General features: G+C 54.6%; 11 protein-coding genes. All 11 read left to right on the top strand.

Annotation, left to right across the window (positions count from 1 at the left end; all coding sequences use genetic code 11):
- Positions 1–18 precede the first annotated feature (18 nt).
- The gene (locus tag EGT74_RS17475) at positions 19–1713 is read left to right on the top strand and encodes a RagB/SusD family nutrient uptake outer membrane protein (protein ID WP_123847860.1); all 1695 of its coding nucleotides are present in this window, start codon (positions 19–21) and stop codon (positions 1711–1713) included.
- Between the two features lie 28 nt (positions 1714–1741).
- Positions 1742–2185 (top strand): DUF5018-related domain-containing protein, encoded by a 444-nt coding sequence (locus EGT74_RS17470; RefSeq protein WP_123847859.1) that lies wholly within the window; start codon positions 1742–1744, stop codon positions 2183–2185.
- Between the two features lie 219 nt (positions 2186–2404).
- A complete protein-coding gene (locus EGT74_RS17465; RefSeq protein ID WP_158618200.1) occupies positions 2405–4153 on the top strand; it encodes a right-handed parallel beta-helix repeat-containing protein in 1749 nt (582 codons plus the stop codon).
- A gap of 257 nt (positions 4154–4410) precedes the next feature.
- The gene (locus EGT74_RS17460; protein WP_123847857.1) at positions 4411–9024 is read left to right on the top strand and encodes a LamG-like jellyroll fold domain-containing protein; all 4614 of its coding nucleotides are present in this window, start codon (positions 4411–4413) and stop codon (positions 9022–9024) included.
- Between the two features lie 218 nt (positions 9025–9242).
- On the top strand, positions 9243–11861 hold the full coding sequence (locus tag EGT74_RS17455; protein WP_158618199.1) for a glycoside hydrolase family 38 N-terminal domain-containing protein: 2619 nt from the start codon (positions 9243–9245) through the stop codon (positions 11859–11861).
- A gap of 55 nt (positions 11862–11916) precedes the next feature.
- A complete protein-coding gene (locus EGT74_RS17450) occupies positions 11917–12522 on the top strand; it encodes an RNA polymerase sigma factor (protein WP_158618198.1) in 606 nt (201 codons plus the stop codon).
- A gap of 21 nt (positions 12523–12543) precedes the next feature.
- Positions 12544–13710: a FecR family protein gene (locus tag EGT74_RS17445; RefSeq protein ID WP_123847854.1), complete on the top strand. Its 1167-nt coding sequence runs from the start codon at positions 12544–12546 to the stop codon at positions 13708–13710.
- A 232-nt stretch (positions 13711–13942) separates the two neighbouring features.
- Complete coding sequence (locus EGT74_RS17440; RefSeq protein WP_220392896.1) at positions 13943–17326, top strand: TonB-dependent receptor; 3384 nt, start codon at positions 13943–13945, stop codon at positions 17324–17326.
- A gap of 42 nt (positions 17327–17368) precedes the next feature.
- Complete coding sequence (locus EGT74_RS17435) at positions 17369–19255, top strand: RagB/SusD family nutrient uptake outer membrane protein (RefSeq protein WP_123847853.1); 1887 nt, start codon at positions 17369–17371, stop codon at positions 19253–19255.
- A gap of 27 nt (positions 19256–19282) precedes the next feature.
- Entirely contained in the window at positions 19283–20488 is a 1206-nt protein-coding gene (locus tag EGT74_RS17430; protein WP_123847852.1) for a DUF4959 domain-containing protein, read from the top strand.
- A 28-nt stretch (positions 20489–20516) separates the two neighbouring features.
- Positions 20517–21593, top strand: a complete 1077-nt coding sequence (locus EGT74_RS17425; RefSeq protein WP_158618197.1) for a DUF4998 domain-containing protein — start codon at positions 20517–20519, stop codon at positions 21591–21593.
- The last annotated feature ends 70 nt before the right edge of the window (positions 21594–21663 follow it).

Below are 21663 nucleotides of genomic sequence, written 5' to 3'. Positions count from 1 at the left end.
TCAATCAAAAAATTCTACATGAAAAAGATCATATGGATGGGAGCGGCGATAGTAGTGCTGGCGGCCGCCTGCAAAAAAGACCTGCTCGACAAGGGTTACCTCGACCGCTTCCCGGAAGAAGCTATCTGGAAGGATAAAAGCCTGGCCGAAGGGTATGTGTTCGATACCTATGGCCGCGTGCTGCAGCTGTATTACAACCAGAAACTCGACGACTGGACGGATAATAACTGCAATAATTATACGAACAATGTATCGCTCGATAACATCGATAACAATTACGATGCGGGATGGAACCAATATGCACGCATCCGTAACTGCAACCTCGTTCTCGAAAAACTCACCAACAACACGGCGATCCTGGAGGCCGACCGGAAAGTGATGATCGCCGAAGGGAAATTTCTCCGCGCTTTGGTTTATTACTTCATGGCCCAGCGTTTCGGAGGCGTGATGATCGTAGACAAGGTGCTGGAGGCCAACACGGCGGATTTTCGCCTGCCCCGCAAGAGTATGCCGGAAACCTATGATTTTATCCTGAAAGATCTGGCCGAAGCGGCTACCGACCTGCCGGCCACGGCAGCCACCGGCCGCGCTTCCAAAGGCGCTGCGCTGGCCATGCGCACCCGTGTGGCACTGCAGGGTGCGGCCTACATCCCTGCAAAAAAGGATGCGTACCTCGATATCGTGATCGCGGACGCGCAAGCGGTGCTGGGGATGAATTACGCCCTCGACGCCGACTATGCAGGCATGTTCAACGATTTCGGCAAAGCGCAGGCTTCCAAAGAGCTTATTCTTGCGTACTTCCGGAAAGGCATCAATACGTCTTTCAGCAGTACGGCCATGCAGGCACTTTGCCCCAATCACGGTAACGAAAAGCTCAACCCCGGGTACAACCATCCGCCTTTCACCGAAAGCTTCGAAGGATGGCCGGAAAGGTTTCCTTCGCAGAACCTGGTGGATGCTTATGAGGTGGTGGACGAAGCCGACGGGAAAGCAAAAAAATGGAACGCGACCTCTTATTACACGGATTTCCTGGCCAACGGGGGATATGTGTCCAAAGCCATCTACCGCAACCGCGACAAACGGTTTTACGCCACTGTGGTGTACGATTCCACCAAACTGTTCAACAATGCAGTGCTTACCCGCGCCCTCGGCAATATGAACCGCCTCAGCAACGTAGGCGGCGAATGGGGCGTATCTGAATCCAACTATTACTACCGGAAAGGTTTGTACGAAGTAAAGAAACTCTGGTACAGCGACCCGACGGATCACCATCAGTCCGTCATCCGCCTGGGGGAAGTATACCTGAACTATGCCGAAGCGCTACTGCTGAAAAGCCGTACCGCCGAAGCGGTGGCCGCTATCAATAAAACCAGGGAAACGCATGGCGGATTGCCTGCGCTGGGAACGCTGACCCAGGCAGAAGCGTGGACGGCCTATCGCAACGAGCGGCGGGTAGACATGGTGCTGGAAGAAGACCGTTACTGGAGCCTGCTGCGATGGGCGAAATTCAACGGCCAGGCGACCATTCCCGAACTGGCGGAGCCCATCCGCGGCATCGACATCGCGGCCGACGGACGTTCCTTTACCATTGCCGCCATCACGCTGAACAATAACTCCAACCGGCAGTTCAATGCAAGGAGGTTCCTGTTCCCGGTGCCGCAGGGCCAGATACAGGCCAATCCTAACCTGGCGCCGAATAACGATGGATGGTGATTTATTAAACTGATTCAACTCAAAGGATATGAAAAAATACTTGCTGATCATATTGGTCGCTGTAACGGGCCTGCTGTCGTCGTGCCTCAAAAAAGGGCTTGACGAGTTGCCGGCATTTAAAGGCGCCAATATTACACGGTTCGACTTTGAATACCGCTGGAACGACAACGGCACTTTCCGCGTCATACGTTTTAATACCGCCGCACCGGTGGTGAACGGCAAAACCATTGCCGTCACCACCACGGTGCCGGCCGCAGCCGGTAATTTTACCGCAGCGGTCCGCAACGGTGTTTCCGCCGCCAACATCGTGGGAATGTGCGATGTGTCTACCGCCGCTTCCATCAAACCGGTGAACGGTTCACCGGCACTCGGTACGCCCGGCGATTATTCCAAACCCGCTTCCTATGAAGTGACGGCTGCCGATGGTGTTACCAAAAACACCTGGACGCTCCAGCTGACGCTCATCAAATAATCCGGTTATTTACAGGCAGTCCGCGCTCGGTGCGGGCTGCTTTTTTTAGATGCGTTGAATATGTTGCATGGCTTTTTTTTAGCGACCGCGCCGTTGGTGCCGTAAGAGGCGGGAATCGCGCATTGCAAAAAAAACAGATGCAATTGCAAATTCTGTTGAGAACTGTCGAGATACTGGTCGTTAACTTTACGAAAGATGAAAAGAATAAGCATAATGATCATGAGCTGGCTAACAGTAGGTGTGTCAGCACAAGGCGTTACCCCGGGCGACACCGTGCGTGCATCGGATTTCGGCGCGAAAGCCGGCAGTTACGAAGATGCGCTGCCTGCCCTGCAACGCGCGATTGCGGTTTGCAAGGAGAAAAAAGCAACCGTGCTGCTACTCGATTCCGGTCGGTACGACATCTGGCCCGAACATGCCGCAGTGCGGGAATATTTTATTTCCAATACCTCGTCGGAAACGGAATGCCCGTCCAAGCTGAAAAAAGTCGGCCTGTTGTTCGAAGGGATGGAAAACCTCACTGTGGAAGGAAACGGCGCCCTGCTGATGTTTCACGGGAAGATGATCACCTGGGCCATGGACCGCTGCCGGAATATGACGCTTCAACACCTGGACGTGGATTTTGAGCGGCCCAGTATGTCGGAAATGACCATCCTTTCAGCTGCCGACTCCACCGTGAACGTAAGTGTGAACCCGGATTCCCGTTACGAGATCGCCGGCGGGCAATTGCGGTGGTATGGCGAAGGATGGGGGATGCGCCACTTTCATGCCATCCGCGTACGGCCTGCTGATAATACGCTGTGGTACGACAACTGGCAGCCTTTTGAAAAAAGCAGGGCCATGCAGCTGGCGCCTGGTACAGTGCGTTTCTCCGGCGATTTCCGGAAGCGGCGTTTTGTACCCGGAGATGTTATCAGCGTCCGGGATCCTATTCGCGACCATGTGGGCGCATTCGTCAACCGCTCCACCAATGTGCGGCTGAAAAACGTACGGATGCATTACATGCACGGGCTGGGCATTGTGGCGCAATTCTCCGAAAACCTGCACTACGACGGTGTGGTAGTGATGCCTCGTGAAGAAAGCGGCCGGCGCATTGCGGCCTTTGCAGACGGCATGCATTTTTCCGGGTGCCGTGGCCAGATCACCATTGAAAATAGCCGCTTTAACGGCTCGCACGACGATCCCGTCAATGTGCACGGTACCCATCTCATTGTGCAGGAGGTGGTTTCCCCCGGCAAACTGCGGGTGCGTTTCATGCATGCGCAAACTTACGGAATGGAGGCGTTTTTCCCGGGTGATAGCACTGCTCTGCTGGATGCGGCTTCCCTTCGGATATACGCATTCCCCGTCATAAAATCGGCCCGGCTGGTATCAGAGCGGGAAATGGAGCTCACATTTGAATCGCCCCTTCCTGCGGGTATCAAACCCGGCGATGCCGTGGAGAATGTGACCTGGACACCTTCGCTCACCGTTCGCAATTGCCGGTTTGAGGGCACCAACACCCGCGGGCTGCTGGTGACCACCCGCCGGAAAGTACTGATAGAAAACAACGTCTTTTACAGAACAGGGATGCATGCCATCCTCATCGCCAATGACGCTTCCGGCTGGTACGAATCCGGGCCGGTGCAGGACGTGACCATCCGGGGCAACGAATTCCGGGAATGCGGTTACAATAGGGGAGGGCATAATTTTACGATCGCCATAGAGCCGGAGGTAAAGAAGGCCGTGCCGGGGCATTACGTGCATCGCAACATCCGCATCACCGGCAACACCTTCGCCCAGTACGATTATCCCGTTCTCTTTGCCCGTAGCACCGATCGGCTCACATTTACCGGTAACCGGATCGAACGGACGCAATTCATGCCGGCCGGGCCAGTGAGGGCCAGTATTGTTTTGCAGGGCTGCAGGGGAGTGACGGTGAAGGGGAATACCCTCCATGGATTTGAAAAACTCAACGTGGATCAATAACAATCAACAATCCCCAAAAACTGTTTGTTAACCCGTTTTTGTCTGCATTGTCAGGCCGGTTGACCTTGAAAATCGTACAACAAACAGTTCTGCCCGTATAGGCGGAATTGTTATGGGATTGTCATTTCACGCCCGGAGGATTCCCTGCTTTCATACCCCACGCTGTATCTTCCACATGGATGCGTTGTTGACTACTGTTTAGAATCCGAGATCACATATCCGCTACTCTTAAGAACCGAAATCTAAAGTCCCCTTGTATGATAAGTAAATTTACCCGCCTTGTAACGGTGCTGGCACTGTTGGGCACCACCACGTTCGCGCAGGAGCGCAAAGAAAACTACGAATCGGAAGAGCATGAAGAGCACGAAAAGAAAGAAAGAGAGAACGAGAAAAACGAATACGCGCATGCACACAGTTCCTGGTTTGCAGAGATGCTCAAACGAAAACCGGACATCCGGAAAGCACAAGCCGCATTTAACAGTTATTTCGCCAAACATGCGAATGAAGACAGCAAGCTGAAAGACCGTTTCGTCACCTGGATGCAGATGGCTGCACTCTACAAAGACAAAGCTGGCATGGGCGGCGCTTATCCCGTGCTTAAAAAGAACAGGGCCGCCAAAACCGCCGTTGCCGGCATGCCTGCTACGGCCGACGGTACCTTCGGCACCTGGAAAATGATCGGCCCGGCGAACATGACCCGCCAGCAATGCGGTAATAACAATCTGGTAACGGGTGGTTTCTGCGACCGGGTGTACGTCAACCCCTACAACACGCAGAACCTGTTCGCAGGATTCTCTTACGGCGGGTTATGGGTGAGCAAGGACCAGGGTGGCACCTGGCAGCTGACCGATGGCAGCTTCGCCAACGGCACTAACACCTACGCCAACCGCGATTATTATTACGGTGAAATCGAAGCGCACAAGCTGAACAGCGATCTGGTCTATTCTGCCACCGAAGCGGGCTTGCTGAAGTCGACCGACGGCGGCATCAACTGGACGCTGCTGCCGCAACTGAACCGCAATGCCTCCCCGACGGAAAGGCCCTATTTCGTCACCCTCGCCTCCGACGACCAGCAGGTGGTGCTCAGCACCTTCGGCAGGAAATTGTACCGCTCCACCGACGGCGGCAACACCTGGACGGTGGTGTTTGATAACAGCCTGGGCGGCGCCAACCGCCGGGGTACCTCACAGTACAACCTGAACACACCTTTCGGCCTCAACGAACGGTTTTTTAACTTCTTCGGGCTCGAAGCGAACTTCAGCAACCCGGATGAGTTTTATCTCGGTGTCTGGAACGGCGCCAACCAGGCCTGTATCTACAAGTCGACCGATAAAGGCGCCACCTTCTCGCTGCTGGTGAACCTGAACACCACACTGAACACCGGCTGGACCAGCACCAGCATGGTGGGCATGAAAACCATTCCCTCCAGCCCGGACATGGTTTCTGTATTCCAGCAGTACGTGAGCAACAAACCCCGCTATAAAATTTCTTCTACCGGTGCTTTCCTCGGGGCAGATACCATTAAAGCCTACGTGGAAGCTTTTGATATCGACTGGAATAACCGCAACGTGATGTACCAGGGGCAATACAGTCCCGATTATATACTCAAATCCGCGGACAGCGGTAAAACGTTCGTAAAACCTTACGGCCCGGGCTGTAACTATCTTCACGCCGACATCCGCGGCATCAGTGCGGTGGGCGATGTGGTACTGGTAGGCAACGACGGCGGGCTGGGCATTTCCACCAACGGTGGTGTTACCATGGTGGGCACAGGTTTCGAGATCAACTCGATGGATATCTGGGGATTTTCTTCATCCCCGAAAAGCGACATTGTGTTGGCCGGCCTCGACCATAACCAGACCTTCGTGCGCAGTTTTGAAGGGCCTGGCGGATGGCGCAATATCAAAGGCGCCGACGCGGGCGTATGTTCGGTGAATCCGTACCAGGACCGTTGGTTGTATTACGACTGGGCATACGGTGTGAACAAGGGATATTTGAATGAAAACGGCACCGTCACCGAGTCGTCCGTTGCGTCGGATGTGGATTTGGGCTCCCTGCAATTCCATCCCCATCTTGCTTTTAATATTTTCGGCATTAAAAAGTCCAATAATAAAATACTGGTGCAGTCGTCTGATAACATGGCGTCTGCCGCCACTTTCAAAGATTTTGGAGAAACAGTGAACGCTCTGCGCATCGCCCGCCGCGACCCGAAAATCATGTACGTGCTGCTGAGCCAGAAAAAGATCATGAAAACGACCGACAGCGGCGTGACCTGGGTGAATGTAACGCCCTCCCTGACCGCCAGCAGCAACCAGACGAACATCACCGCCATCGAAACCGGTAAAACGCCGGACGAACTGTGGGCCTCCTACGGCAACGCGCAGAATGCGGCGAAAGTGCTGCGCTCTGCCGACGGGGGCACTACCTGGACCAACATCACCACGCCGAACCTTCCCGCGGCTGCCGTGAGCGACATTGCTTACCAACGTGGAACCAACGGCGGGGTGTACATCATCACGATCACCGCAACCGGCACGAAAGTCTGGTACCGTAACAACACCATGCCGCAATGGGAGCAGGTGGGCAGCACCCTGCCGATGATGGGGTACATCAAGGGCCGATTGTACTTAGTGCCCGCTAAAAACAAAATCCGCTTCGGCAGTTCCCGTGGCGCATGGGAAAACGACCTGTATGAAACATCCGGCGTTGAAGCGAATATTGCTTCGGAACGCTGGAATGCCGTTTGCGGGGCCGACAGCTTGCAGTTTTACAGCGCGGCGGCGGTAGCGCCGGGTGCGGTTACTTACGAGTGGCATTTCCCCGGCGGCTCTCCGTCGGTTTCCAGCCTGGAGAATCCGAAAGTAGTGTACACCACACCGGGCCGGTATGATGTGAAGCTGAAGGTGACCAACGCGGCGAATGTGTCTGACGAGATTACCCTCACACAATTCATCAACTTCCAGACAGATATCTGCAAGGCGGACACCATCGCCGGTAAAGCCCTTGATATCAGCGGTACCGCCACTTCGCGCATACCGCTGAAGAAAATCGCTTACAACAGCAACACCTTTACCGTAACCGCCTGGGTGAAACCGAAAGGCCTGCAAAAGAGCTTCTCGCAGATCGTATCCGTGAAAGGCCCGAGCAGGCTGGGGATAGGCTTCGCCTTCAAAGGGTATGCAGCCAATAACAACCTCGTGGTGAGCAACAGCACGTTGTCTTACGGAATCACTTCTTCCATCAACCTCGCCGTGGATCAATGGAATCACATTGCGGTGACGTATTCGCCGACCACGATCAAAATCTACCTCAACGGTGGTACGCCCTGGGTAACCAACGGCAACTTTGCGCCGATCGACTTTTCGCAGCAGGCGCTAACGATCAATGAAGACCTGCATGCCGGTCAGGGTGGTAACTTTAAAGGCGCCATCGATGAGCTGGCGATCGTAAACTATACGATGACGCAGGAAGAGATTCGCGAGAAGATGCATTTTGTGCGGAGGCCTGGTATTGATACCGGTTTGGTGGCTTATTACCAGTTCAACCAGTACGACGCAACCTCGAGCACCCTCTATGATGCGCTGGGTACAGGTGTTCCCGCCATCGTTGGCAACAGCCTCATCACAACGTCCACCGCACCGGTGGGCACGGGGGTGAGTGAACGCCTCACCATTGCAGCCGGCGGCCAGTACAATTTCGACGTACCCGCGGTAGGACTGCATGTGAACGCTACGCGTGTGCCGAACGGGGAAGTGGTGGTGCACCGTTTGTACGGCCAGCCGAATGGGCTGCCCGCCACTGCCGGCAGGTTGAGCCCTGATTACTGGATCATCAGGAACTACGGGGTCAACGATTCCATTGCACCGCTTGATCATATCACTTTCGGCAGGCTGGCGGTAACGGTTGGAGATGCGGCAAACCCTTCCGTGCTCAAATTATTCAAACGCCCGGAAAACGCCTTTGATACCACATGGAATTCGTTCATCTGTGCGGCTGACAGTACGAACCCCGGTACCAGCGGTTCCGTGACCTTCGGTAGCAGCTGCGGTATGAACCGCTTCGGGCAGTTCATCATCGCTACGGAGGGTAATTCCTTCGTGCCCTGTACAGGCGGCGCCATCCCGGCAAAGAGCACCTGGCGCATTGCGGCTTCGTCTGAAGAAACGGTGAATGCCGGCGCCCATAACGGCCGTGCCATCCATGCCATTGATGACAGTATTTCCACCTATTGGCTGTCGAGCGTTTCCGGTGGCGCCACCCACCCGCACGACCTGGTGATCGACCTGGGGACCTGCGCCACCATCGGCAGCCTGAGTTACCTGCCACGGCAGGATATGGGCAGCGCCGGCGGAAAGATCGAAGAATATGAGATTTATATCAGCCAGGACAGTGTGTTGTGGACGCTCGTGGCCCACGACAGCTGGCCGGCAAACGGAGCTACCGCCCGTATCGTGAACTTTACGCCAAGGATTGGCCGTTATGTGAAGCTGCACTCCCTGAGCGTGATCAATAACGCGGACTGGTCGTCTGTAGCCGAGATCAACCTCTCCGAAGGAGAAATCACCACGCCTGCACAGGCTGCCGTTGCCAGGGACCACGCAGCGCAGAAAAATCCGAAAGGAAGATTTGTGTTGTACCCGAACCCGGTGGCAAAAGACCTCACCGTTGAGTTTACCGCCGGCCGTGAGGGTGTTACGGAACTGAAGATATTCGATGTGTCCGGCAAATTGCAGCTGCTGCGTAAAATCGATGTAGTAACCGGTGCCAACAAAGTGCTCGTCAATACGAATGCTTTGCAGAACGGTACGTATGTGCTGTCGATGATGATCGAAGGGAAAGCGGTGTCCAAATTGTTTGTAGTGAGCAAATAGACAGGTTGCATACACGTAGACAGGAATACCCCGGCAACGGGGTATTCCTTTTTTAGGTGCTCGATAAGAACAGAAAGCAAGGCCCCGGGGAAACCGGAGTGGGGCGGGGTGTCAAAATAGCATCGGAAATGATCAATTTTGGAAGGGTCATTTGCAGGGAGGGGTGTTACTTTTCGGAAAAGACCGGTGAAGTTGTGCCCGGCCGATCGACGAACTATATGCGCAGAAAAAATCTATACATACTGGTATTGACCCTGTTTACCTTTTCCGCAACGGGCCAGGTGAGAAAAGCATCCCCCGCAGTAACAGATGTCTGGGTAGTGGTCAAAAGTCACTTTGACCTTGGCTTTACGGATTTGGCCGCGAATGTTTTTGAGCGCTACCGTACGGAGATGATGGACAAATCCCTGAAAGTAATGGCTGCCAACAGGGCGTTGCCGCCAAACAAACGTTTTGTCTGGACGGTGCCGGCCTGGCCGCTGTGGGCGCAGATGTTGGGCCCACAGCAGGATTCCGCCAGGAAGGTGCTGGTAGAGCAGGCTGTGAGGGAAGGTGCGCTTGCGCCGCATGCATTGCCGTTTTCGACGCACACAGAGTCGCTTGAACTGGAGGACCTTGCCAGGGGACTGGGTTTCGCCGCAAAGATTGCACACAAATATAACCGGCCGCTGCCGGTGGCCGCAAAGATGACGGATGTGCCGTCGCACAGCTGGGTGATGCCCACCTTGCTGCATCACGCCGGTATCCGGTTTTTGCATATCGGCGTTAATCCTGCCAGCCAGTATCCGCGCGTGCCGCAGCTTTTCTGGTGGGAAGGGGCAGACGGTTCGAAGGTGCTCTGTGCATACACGATCGACTACGGCAGCGACCCGTTTCCGCCGGCTGACTGGCCCTGCAAAAACTATTTGTCGATGATCATGGCCGGCGATAATCACGGCCCTCCCTCGCCGGAAGACGTGGAAAAATGGAGAAAACAATATGAAACCAAAATGCCCGGCGTGAATGTGCATTTCGGAACGCTCGACGACTTTGCCAAGGCATTGCTGGCCGAACAGCCCGACCTGCCCGTAGTGCGCGGGGATATGCCCGATACCTGGATTCACGGGCTGATGTCGATGCCGCAGGCTACCGGGCTTGCCAGAACGGCCAGGCCATTGGCGCCTGCGCTGGAAAGCATGGATACACATTTACGGATGTGGGGCCTCCATACCGGGGATGTAGCGCCACGCCTGGCGCAGGCCTACGAACAAAGCCTGTTGTATGGTGAACACACCTGGGGAATGAATGCGGAATATGGCCCCAGGCGCTTATATGGAGAAGAATGGAAACAATGGCTGGCCGCCATGGAACAGGAACCGCTGCCTGCCGGCGGCGATTACGCAAAGTTGCCGCGCGGGAACAAGCGGAAATGGCTGCAGTCATACAACGATCACGCCAACTATGCCCGTACCGCCGCAGCAATCGTGAACAGTGAACTGGAAGCCCGTTTGCAGCAGCTGGCGGCATCCGTAAAAGATAAAGGCGTGGTGGTGTACAACCCCTTGCCCTGGAAACGTTCCGGTATGGTGATGGTAGATGGGGTGCGTGTGTTTGTAGAAAATGTACCCCCGAACGGATATAAAACAGTACCCCTTGTTCGGCATACGCCGGTGCAGCAGGCTGCCGCTGCAACGCTCAGTACGCCCCACTTTACCGCGCATTTCGATCTTCAAAAAGGCGGCATCCGTTCGCTGGTGGATAAAGCCACCGGCGCCGAACTGGTGGATACCGCCTCGGGGTATGTGATCGGACAGTTTTTGCACGAGCGGTTCAGCAAGCGTGAAGTATTCGACCGCTTTTTCTACAAGTATTCCCGCATCCACGATAGCTGGGGGCTCAACGATATCGGTAAACCCGGTATGCCGGATGAAACACAGGTGCCATACCGCGCGGTATCTCCGTCGGATTGGAAAATATCCGTCGACGCAACGCCGGCGGAAGACCGTGTGACGCTGATCGCCGGCAACACGGAAGGGCTGGCGAAGGCTTGCACAATCGTCTTCACCTTCCCTCGGAACGTTCCCCTTGTGGACGTGACCTGGACGGTGGAAGATAAGACCGCTGAGAAACATCCCGAAGGTGGATGGCTTTGTTTCCCGTTTAAGATCAGACAGCCCTCATTTCTCCTGGGCCGGCTGGGAGCGCCGGTGAATCCCGCGAAAGACATTATACCCGGCACCAACCGTCACATACATGCGGTGAACAGCGGGGTGCTGGTGACCGGTGGTAACACAGGCGTCGGGCTTTGTGCCGCGGAAGCGCCGCTGGTATCGCTGGGAGAGCCGGGCCTCTGGCGGTTCAGTATGGACTACGTACCGGAAAAACCGGTGGTGTTTGTCAACCTGTACAATAACATGTGGAACACAAATTTCCCGTTATGGCAGGAAGGCTCCTGGAGTGAGCGCGTGCGGATCTGGCCGGTGCGGGGAACGGAAACGAAAGAAAACGACCTGGCGGTGAACGCGTGGGAAATGCGGGTGCCTTTACTGGCGGCCGCTGCGGCGGGTAACGGTACCCTGCCTGCAGAGAGGGAAGGGTTGAGCGTTTCCCGCAAAGGCGTACTGGTCACTGCCTTCGGAAAGAATCCGGATAGCGGCGGAAAAACCATGCTGCGCGTATGGGAACAATCGGGCATTACGGCGCCTGTTATCATCCGCCTGCCCGCATCGTTGAAAGTGCGTTACGCAACGCCGGTAGACCTCCGCGGCGAAGTTACCGGGAAGCGCATACCCGTCAGCAAACAGGCGTTCAACGTACCGCTGCACGCCTATTCACCCGCCAGCTGGATATTGGAATAGGATCTTTTTTATCAACCATAGTATCACCATTTTCTGAGATGACAACTCCATCCACGTGAATCCCTGCAACGATACATTGCGGCAGCAGATAGCCGCGGGGGATGAAACCGCATTCCGCCAACTGTTTGAACAGTATTCAGACAGGGTGTTCGGCGTGGCGTATACGTACACGAAGTCTTCCGAGATGTCGGAAGAAGTGGTGCAGGATATTTTCCTGAAAATCTGGACGAAACGGGAGAGCCTGCATACGGTTACCCGGTTGCACGATTACATTTTCATTATGACCCGAAATCATATCCTGAACCTGCTGCGGGGCATTGCCAGGGAAAAGGCCTGCATGAAGCGTCACCAGGAATTGTCGGACAGCTTTACGCCCGCCCCGGAAACAGCATACATGCAAAAAGAATCGCAGCTTGTACTTGAAGAAGCCGTACTGCGCCTGCCTCCCAGGCAGCGTATGATTTACCAGCTCAACCAGCGCCACGGGCTGAAACTGAATGAAGTGGCCGACCAGCTGAAACTTTCCCGCAACACTGTGCGCAACCACCTTTTCCGGGCTATGCTGTTTATCCGTGACTATGTCAGGAAGCACGATGGTGAAATCGGTTTTTTTTTATTGTGCGCTGGTACACTGGATTTTTTCCGGTGTCTTTATATATGAACTGTCATCACCGCACGGCATATGGACGCAAAAAGGGGTACACCGGATTTTAATCAGTTATTGGAAGGATACGCGGCAGGTACACTGTCAGAAGCGGAGCTACAGGCGTTCTGCGACCGTTTGCCGGAACATGAACAGGCTGCTGCGGCGAAAATTCTGGCCGATCTGCAGTCCGGTCGTTACGACGGGCAAACGGATGCCGCGCAACGGAATAAGATGTTCGCCACGCTGATGCTGGCCGGCCGGAAAAACACACGGACCTTCCGCCTGATGTGGCGAACGGCCGCCGCCGCTGCTATCCTTGTTGCAGTATTTGCCGGTGGATGGTTCTTCTTAAAGACGCCCGTTGCGCCGGCGCCAAACGATGCGTCCATAACCGCGGTGTCGTCGATGATTGTGCCTGGCGGAAAAAAAGCAATACTGACTTTAAGTGACGGCGCCATCGTGCAGCTCGACAGTGCGGACAACGGCATGCTCGCACAACAAGGCGCTGCGGCGGTTTCCAAACTGAAAAACGGCATGCTTGCCTATCGTGTTACCGGCGAGCCCAACGACGAAATGCGCTACAATAAAATATCCACCCCGAAGGGCGGCGTGTATGCAGTGATGCTGCCCGACGGCTCCCGGGCATATCTGAATGCGGCCTCATCCATTCGTTTCCCCACTGTGTTCAAAGGAACACGCACTGTAGAGATTACCGGCGAAGTATATTTTGAAGTGGCCAGGAACCCCGCGGTGCAATTTGAGGTAGAGGCGCGCGGTACCACCGTAATGGTGCACGGCACCCATTTTAATATCCATGCCTATGAAGACGAAGCGGCTACCAGCGTAACACTCCTCGAAGGAGCCGTCAGCGTTGCAAACGGGTGCGAAAACATTACCCTTCAACCTGGGCAGCAGGCCATTGCAGGCGCCGGCCTCCGGAAGGCGGAAGGTGTTGTTGACCTCGATGAAGTGATGGCCTGGAAAAACGGCCTGTTCCACTTCGAGAACCTCGCCCTGCCCGACATCATGCGGCAAATCAGCCGGTGGTACGATGTAGACATTACTTACAGGGGGAACACCGTTAACCGTCGGTTTTCAGGCGTCGTCAGCAGGAACAGCAGCATTGCAGAGGTGTTGCAGTTCATGCAGCTGGCGGGCGTCCGGTTTGAAATAACAGGAAGGAACATTACAGTCATTCAATAAAACAGCATCAGCCCAAAATAGAAAACCGTCCCGTGTGCGAGACGGAACGGCTCTTCGTTTGGGTTGAACCGGCTAAAATGCCGTAAAACCATCTCAGGAAAGAAAGTTTATTCTCAAATCCAAACACCCGCCAGGCACCAAGCCGCGGCGGGTAAAAAGCAAAAGTATGCATTTAAAGTTACAATTCTCCTTCCCGCCCGGGCGGGGAAAATGGTTCCACACACATTTAGTTATGAAGCTGACAGGCATTTTTTTATTGGGTATCTGCATGCAGGTGAGCGCTGGAAGTTACAGCCAGCACGTAACGCTGAAAGGGAAGAACGTGCCGCTGAAAAAGATCTTTAAGGAGATCAACCGGCAAACACAGATGAAGTTCTTTTATGAAGATGAAGTGCTGAACAATGCAGGCAAAATCGATATCGACATCAGGAACATGCCGCTGGAAGAGGCACTGAAACATTGTTTCAGGGGCCGGCCGCTGGGGTATGCGATTTCACAGCAAACGATCATCATTACGACGGTAGCTGCACAGGCCACTGCCGTTGTTGCCGCGGAAGAGCAACAGCGGATGGAAGTAAAAGGCCGGGTGACGGATGATAAGGGCATCCCGCTGCCGGGCGCTACGGTAAAGATCAAAGGCACCACCAAGGGCGTGGCCACGGATGCCAACGGCGTTTTCACCATTGAAGCGCCGGCGAAAGGAGGCGTGCTGCAGGTGTCGTTCATCGGCTTTGAGCCGCTGGAAGTGGCCATTACCACCAACGGCGTGATGAACATCATACTACGGCCGGCTGAAGGTAAAGTGGATGAGGTGGTGGTAGTGGCGCATGGCCGTCAGAAAAAAACGGAAGTGGTAGGCGCTGTTACGAGCATCAAGCCGGGCGAATTGAAAATCCCTGTCAGCAATCTCACCAACGCCCTCGCAGGCAAACTCGCCGGTATCATCGCATTCCAGCGAAGCGGCGAACCCGGATTCGATAACGCAGACTTTTTCGTAAGGGGCGTTACCACCTTCGGGTACCGGAAATCGCCCCTGATACTGATCGATAACATCGAAGCCTCTTCTACAGATCTGGCGCGGCTGCAGGTGGATGATATCGCCAGCTTTTCGATCATGAAAGATGCTACGGCTACAGCGCTCTACGGGTCGAAAGGCGCCAACGGCGTTATCCTCATCACTACCAAGGAAGGACGCGAAGGAAGCGTAAACCTTTCGTTCCGCGCCGAGAACTCATTATCGCAATCCACCCGCAACGTGGAACTGGCCGACCCCGTGACATACATGGAACTGGCCAACGAAGCGGTGCTGACCAGGAACCCGCTGGGAGGGTTGTTGTATTCAAGAGACAAAATCGAAAATACCCGTAAGGGCCTCGATCCGGTGGTGTTCCCGTCTACCGACTGGCAGGAAAAACTGCTGAAAAAATCGACCAACAACCAGCGCTATAACCTCAGCCTGAGCGGTGGCGGGAAGGTGGCCCGTTACTACGTGTCCGGCGCCATGAATATCGATAACGGCATTTTGAAAGTAGACAGGAAAAGCAATTTCAATAGCAATTCCCGGCTGCGGTCTTATTCGCTGCGAAGCAATATCAACCTGAACCTCACGTCTACCACGGAAATGACCGCGCGCCTCTCCGGTTCTTTCGACGACTATTCCGGTCCGCTGGCCGGCGGCGCGGATATTTACAAACAGATCATGGAATCCAATTCCGTGCTGTTTCCTGCCTACTACGAGCCAACAGACGAAACACGGTATGTTAAACATATTATGTTCGGCAACTCGGCGGATGGCCAGTACAATAATCCCTACTCGGATCTGCAAAAAGGCTATCGGCAATCGAGCCGCTTCAACATCAACGCCCAGGTAGGCATGCGCCAGAAACTGGATTTTGTGACGCAGGGGCTCTCTGCCCGCGGTATGGTCAACCTGCAGCGAAACGGATCTTTTGCCGTGAACCGGGCCTATAACCCGTTTTATTACATCGCTTATAATTACGATTACGCTACCAAAGGATATTCCATCCGGCCCATCAACCTCGAAGCCGGGCAGTCGCAGGCGCCGGCAGGTACGGAATATCTCGATTACCAGGAAGGTGAGAAGGTACTGTCCGCCGACTTTTATGGTGAACTGGCGCTGGACTACGGTCGCGTATTCAACAAGATCCATAGCGTGGGCGCTACGCTGGTGGGGATCGCCAAAAACAGCCTGGTGGGCAACGCGGGCTCACTGCAGAGCTCGCTGCCCTTCCGCAATGTGGGCCTTTCCGGCAGGGTGAATTATGTGTACGACAGCCGGTATGCGCTGGAGTTCAACTTCGGTTACAATGGCTCCGAACGTTTCCATAAAAGCCACCGCTTCGGCTTTTTCCCTTCAGCCGGGGTAGGGTACACCGTTTCCAACGAAGATTTCTGGGAGCCGATCAGGCGCATCGTGCCGAAACTGAAACTCAGGGCAACATACGGCCTGGTAGGTAACGACGCCATCGGCTCGCCGACAGACCGGTTCTTTTACCTGTCGAACGTAAACATGAACAGCGGCGACCGGGGCATGCGATTCGGCACGCTGAAAGATTACACGCTGTCGGGCATCGACATATCCCGGTACGCCAACAACAACATCTCCTGGGAAAAGGCGGGCAAAACCAATCTGGGTTTCGAAACGTCCATTCTCGGCAAACTCAATATCGATATGGACATGTGGCAGGAGAGGCGCAGCAACATCCTGATGGACCGCGCGTCTATTCCCACTACGATGGGCCTCAGCGCTGTGTCGCGGGCGAATGTGGGCAAAGCGCAGTCGCAGGGTTTCGAAGTGGCCATCGATTTTTCACAGCGGCTCAACAGCAAGTGGTGGGCAAAGGGCATGGCCAATTTTACCTATGCCACCAGCCGGTTTGACGTATACGAAGAACCGGAATACAAGGAAAAAAACAAATTGCACGTAGGCCGGTCGCTTTCCCAAAACTGGGGGTATATCGCAGAGCGCCTTTTTGTTGACGACCTGGATGCCCGGAATTCACCCCGGCAAAGTTTCGGGCCATATGGCGGCGGAGATATCAAATACCGCGATATCAACGGCGACGGCAGGATTACCGAGCTGGACCAGGCGCCGATAGGGTTTCCTTCCGCGCCGGAGATCGTGTACGGCTTCGGCATTTCTTCCGGCTACGGCCGCTTCGATTTCTCCATTTTCTTCCAGGGACTGGCCAGGGAATCATTCTGGATCGACGCCAAGAGCACATCGCCGTTCGTCAGAGAACAGCGCCAGCTGTTGAAAGTGTGGGCGGATAATCACTGGAGCGAAGACAACCGTAATATTTATGCATTGTGGCCGCGCCTGAGCGTGGACGAAAATGCCAACAATATCCAGACGAGTACCTGGTTCATGCGCAACGGCGCGCTGCTGCGGATCAAGTCGGCCGAACTCGGGTTTACCCTGCCAGATCAGCTGATGAGACGGCTGCGCCTGTCCAACGCCCGCTTTTACGTCAACGGCGTCAACCTGTTTACGTTCAGCAAGTTTAACCTCTGGGACGTTGAAATGGGCGGCAACGGCCTCGGTTATCCCATACAGCGTGTGATCAACGCAGGGGTGACGCTTTCCGTCAAATAACGACGACCGCAACAAGAATTTTCAAACAGCAAAAAAATATTTATGAGGATTATCAGAGTCATGTTGATCATGCTGTTGGGAACGGCGGCTTCGTGCAGCAAGTTTCTCGACATCGTGCCCGATAACATCGCCACACTCGACCAGGCGTTCCAGCTCAGGGCCACCGCCAAAAAATACCTTTTCACCTGTTATTCCTACCTGCCGCAGCTGGGAAATGTTGACCGGAATTACGGATTCCTGGGCTCCCGCGAGATAGCAACGCCATACCCGGGCTCGCAGTCCGGCGTGCCGAATTCCATCATGGAACTTTGTTACGATTACCAGAACGTAGTGGATCCTATCGCCAACTACTGGAGCGGCACCAACGGCGGGGTGCCGATGTATGTGGCCATCCGTACCTGCAACATATTTCTGGATAACATCCAGCGTGTGCCGGATATACAGGAGTTTGAAAGAAAGCGCTGGATTGCGGAAGTGAAAGTGCTGAAGGCCTACTATCATTTTCTCCTGCTCAGAATGTACGGACCTGTGCCGATTATCAGGGAGAACCTGCCGGTATACGCGAACGTGGACGACGTGCGGGTAAAGCGGCAGCCGGTGGATGAGGTGGCTGCTTACATAGCCACGCTGATTGATGAGGCGAAGGACGATTTGCCCTTGGTAATCGGCAACCAGCGTGAAGAAATGGGGCGTATCACCCGGCCGATTGCCCTGGCGATCAAGGCTTATACACTCGTGCTTAATGCCAGCCCCCTTTTCAATGGCAATAAAGATTATGCTGATCTGAAGAATAAAGACGGCAAGCCGTTGATGAGCCTCTCCGCGGATCAGACAAAATGGGCGACCGCCGCCACTGCTTGTCAGGAAGCCATTCAGCTCGCACATGAGGCGGGATTCAAACTGCATTATTTTGTGAAACCCTTTGATCTGAATGCAATCGGCGACACCACCAAAAAATGCATGGACATCCGGGGGGCGGTAACGGAAGAGTGGAACCCCGAAGTGATCTGGGCCTTTACACACAGCTCCACCGGCAACCTGCAACGCCAGTGTGCGCCGCGCAACGATGTGTATTCCTATACCATTTCCCTCTGGGCCGCCAATATGAAAGCCTGTGAGATCTTTTATACCAGAAACGGGGTACCGATTGATGAAGACCCTTCCTGGGATTATGCCAACCGGTATACGACGTTGAAAACCGTTCCCGAAGGCCAGCGGGCCATCCTCAAGCCGAATTACACCACATCCTCCTTTAACCTCGACAGGGAGCTGCGTTTCTATGCCGACCTGGCGTTTGACGGTTCTTCTTACTTTATCAAACAGCGGTCCGGCGAAGAGAACCTGCTTTACATCAGCACCATGTGGGGCTCGTCTTCTGCAAACAGCCTTTCCAGGACTTCCTTTACGGGTTACTGGCCGAAGAAGCTGGTGAGCTGGAAAACCTCCGGCGATGGCGGTTCTTATACCGCCGACGCATACGCCTGGCCCGCCATCCGGCTCGGAGCGCTGTACCTGATGTGCGCCGAAGCGTTGAATGAAGCCGAAGGGCCCTCGGAAAAAGCGTACCAGTATATCGACCTCGTGCGCCAGCGCGCCGGACTTTCCGGTGTGGTGGAATCATGGAGCCGGTTTTCGCGCAATGCCGCCAAACCATCTTCCAAAGAGGGCCTGCGCAACATCATCCAGCAGGAAACCATGATCGAACTGATCTTTGAAGGCGAAAATTACTGGAACATGCGCCGCTGGAAACGGCTCGACCTGATGAACAGGCCGGTGACGGGCTGGGACATGCTGCAGAATACGCCTGCCGCGTTTTACCGGGCAAGAACATTATACACGCCGCATAATACCTACCGGGATTTCCTGGCCCCGATCCGGGAAAGCGACCTGAACGTCAATCCAAATCTTGTGCAAAACCCGCTTTGGTGATCATTTCCCTGACTTAAAAACGATTCCATGAAAATTATCTTCAGCATACTGACGGCTTGTGTGCTACTGGCGGCCATCGCCGGCATTCATTCCTGCCAGAAACAGACCGGCACCAATCTCGAGCCCATTTACAAAAGCGATAAAAAACCGCCCGCCGTCACCAATGTGCGCGTCATTAATTTTGCCGGCGGCGCCACGATCGTGTACAATATTCCCGCCGACCCGGAAATCATGTATGTGCAGGCGGACTACAAGGTGAACGACCATGCTTCCCAGCAGGCCAAATCATCTTATTACACCGATACCATTGTGGTAAGGGGGTTTGAAAAATCCGCCGAATACAAAGTGACACTTCGTGCCGTGAGCAGGAGTGAAGTAAAATCGGATCCGGTGGAGGTAACGGTGTTCCCGCAAACGCCGCCCTACCTGTCGGTGAAAAGCACCCTGCAGATTTACGCGGATTTCGGCGGCGCCAATATCGCTTACCAGAACCCCACCGAGGGCGACATCGCCATCGTAGCGCTGGTAGACACGGCCGGTAAAGCGGAATACGTGTACACCGACTACACCAAAAAACCGTCCGGCAATTTTTCCGTCCGCGGTTTTAAAGCCGGCGAACGGAAGTATGGCGCGTACGTGCGCGACCGCTGGGGAAACACCTCCGATACCATCTGGGCAAAGGTCAAATCCATGAACGAAGTGGAGCTGGACAGATCGGTGATGAAAGGGCTGGTACTGGGCGGCGACCAGCTGGCATGTTGTAATTCCAATATTGATGTGCCCCTCAAGAATCCCTACCGTGCGGGCGATTGGGCCTTTTACGGCGTTAAAGGCGCCAACGATTCCATCCCCGCCAGGGTGACGGTCGACCTTGGAAAGCCGGTTGTATTGAGCCGCATCCGCTATTACATGCGCAAAAACGGCGGAGCGGAATTCAGGAACGGCACACTCCGCTATTTCAAACTTTACGGCAGCATGAACCCCAATCCCAACGGCGCGCTTGATGGAAGCTGGACGCAGCTGGGCGGCGTGTTCGAGCTGGTGAAACCCTCCGGTTTGCCCTACGGCCAGATGAACGCAGCGGATTACGTAATAGTCGACAGCGGCGCAGAGTTCGTGCTCCCCCTCCCCGCAGTCCCCATGCGGTATTTCCGGATCGTCATCCTGGAAAACTTCAGCGGTGGCACGGGGTTGGAAATGGCGTCCATCAAGTTTATGGGCGACTACCTGTAATATTTTCTCATCGAATTAAATGCGTTTCATGAAGCTGACATATATCAAACTGCTGATACCTTTGATGGCCCTGTTTGCCTGCACGAAAATGGATCATACCTACGCGCCTTACCTTGAAAACGGGGAAATCATTTACCTGGGCGCGCCGTATCAGCTGGAGGTCCATTCCGGCAGGGAAAGGGTGGAAATTCAGTTTACCCAATCTAAAGACCCGAATACTGTCAAATACATCATCTACTGGAACAACCGCCAGAAAAAGCTGGAAGTACAGCCCGACAAGGCAAATGTGGTGCAGAAAACGCTGGTGACCGGCCTCACCGAGGGCGACTATACCTTCGAGATCGTGGCGTACGATAAAGCCGGTAATTCATCCACGCCCGGTTCGGCGCTGGTCAGTGGCCGCGCGCTCGGCAGCGCTTTTGAAGCCGAACTGTTCATACGGAAAGTAGCAACGATGAACTGCCGCAAAGGTATGGCGCTCGACTTTTCTTCCGTGGACACTACCTGCAAATACACCGTTGCCACCTACAGGAATACCATGCAGGCGCCTGTACAGCGCAAAATAAGCAATACCGCCGCACTGAAAGATACCCTTAAGGATATCGATCCCCTGGTGGATGTCATCACATTCCGGACGGCTTACGTGCCGGAAAAAGGAATCGATACGTTCTTTGCGGAAAAATCACAGGAGATCAACCTTGCCAACGGGCAATACGTATGCACGGGCACCATGGTGGACTTTACCAGCGCAAGCCTTACCGGTCCATACCCCTGGAATGTGACGTTGCGCCAGGGCACCCTCCGGCAGCTGGAAATGGTAGACGACGATTTCAGCAAAGACGTGCTGCACAAACTGCAAAACAACGGGGCTAATTCTACCTATGGTTCCTTCGGGGCGGTGCTGCTGTTCGATGCCCGGTACAATGTGATCAGCGTGGTCAACAAACATGGCCAGCCCGCCTCCAATGGCCGGTCGGCCGAGCTGGACCCCTCCGGCGTCAATAAATTCGATCCTGCTACCAAGGTGCTGCGGGTGAAATACTGGATGAACCAGCCCGGCACCACACATCGCACGGCTTTTGATGAAGTGCTGACGATGAAATGACAGATTGATAAATTGGATTGCAAGGTGGAAGGCCTGTCGAGCAGCGATTGCGAGACAGGCTTTTCTTTAC

Origin of the sequence: Chitinophaga lutea (assembly GCF_003813775.1) — a bacterium.
Lineage (GTDB): Bacteria > Bacteroidota > Bacteroidia > Chitinophagales > Chitinophagaceae > Chitinophaga > Chitinophaga lutea.
This window is presented reverse-complemented; position numbering and strand designations above follow the sequence as displayed.

Bases quoted from the DNA above. Each gene is read 5' to 3' on its own strand.
- EGT74_RS17475 (WP_123847860.1), top strand. From the start codon at position 19: ATGAAAAAGATCATATGGATGGGAGCGGCGATAGTAGTGCTGGCGGCC.
- EGT74_RS17470 (WP_123847859.1), top strand. From the start codon at position 1,742: ATGAAAAAATACTTGCTGATCATATTGGTCGCTGTAACGGGCCTGCTG.
- EGT74_RS17465 (WP_158618200.1), top strand. From the start codon at position 2,405: ATGAGCTGGCTAACAGTAGGTGTGTCAGCACAAGGCGTTACCCCGGGC.
- EGT74_RS17460 (WP_123847857.1), top strand. From the start codon at position 4,411: ATGATAAGTAAATTTACCCGCCTTGTAACGGTGCTGGCACTGTTGGGC.
- EGT74_RS17455 (WP_158618199.1), top strand. From the start codon at position 9,243: ATGCGCAGAAAAAATCTATACATACTGGTATTGACCCTGTTTACCTTT.
- EGT74_RS17445 (WP_123847854.1), top strand. From the start codon at position 12,544: ATGGACGCAAAAAGGGGTACACCGGATTTTAATCAGTTATTGGAAGGA.
- EGT74_RS17440 (WP_220392896.1), top strand. From the start codon at position 13,943: ATGAAGCTGACAGGCATTTTTTTATTGGGTATCTGCATGCAGGTGAGC.
- EGT74_RS17435 (WP_123847853.1), top strand. From the start codon at position 17,369: ATGAGGATTATCAGAGTCATGTTGATCATGCTGTTGGGAACGGCGGCT.
- EGT74_RS17430 (WP_123847852.1), top strand. From the start codon at position 19,283: ATGAAAATTATCTTCAGCATACTGACGGCTTGTGTGCTACTGGCGGCC.
- EGT74_RS17425 (WP_158618197.1), top strand. From the start codon at position 20,517: ATGAAGCTGACATATATCAAACTGCTGATACCTTTGATGGCCCTGTTT.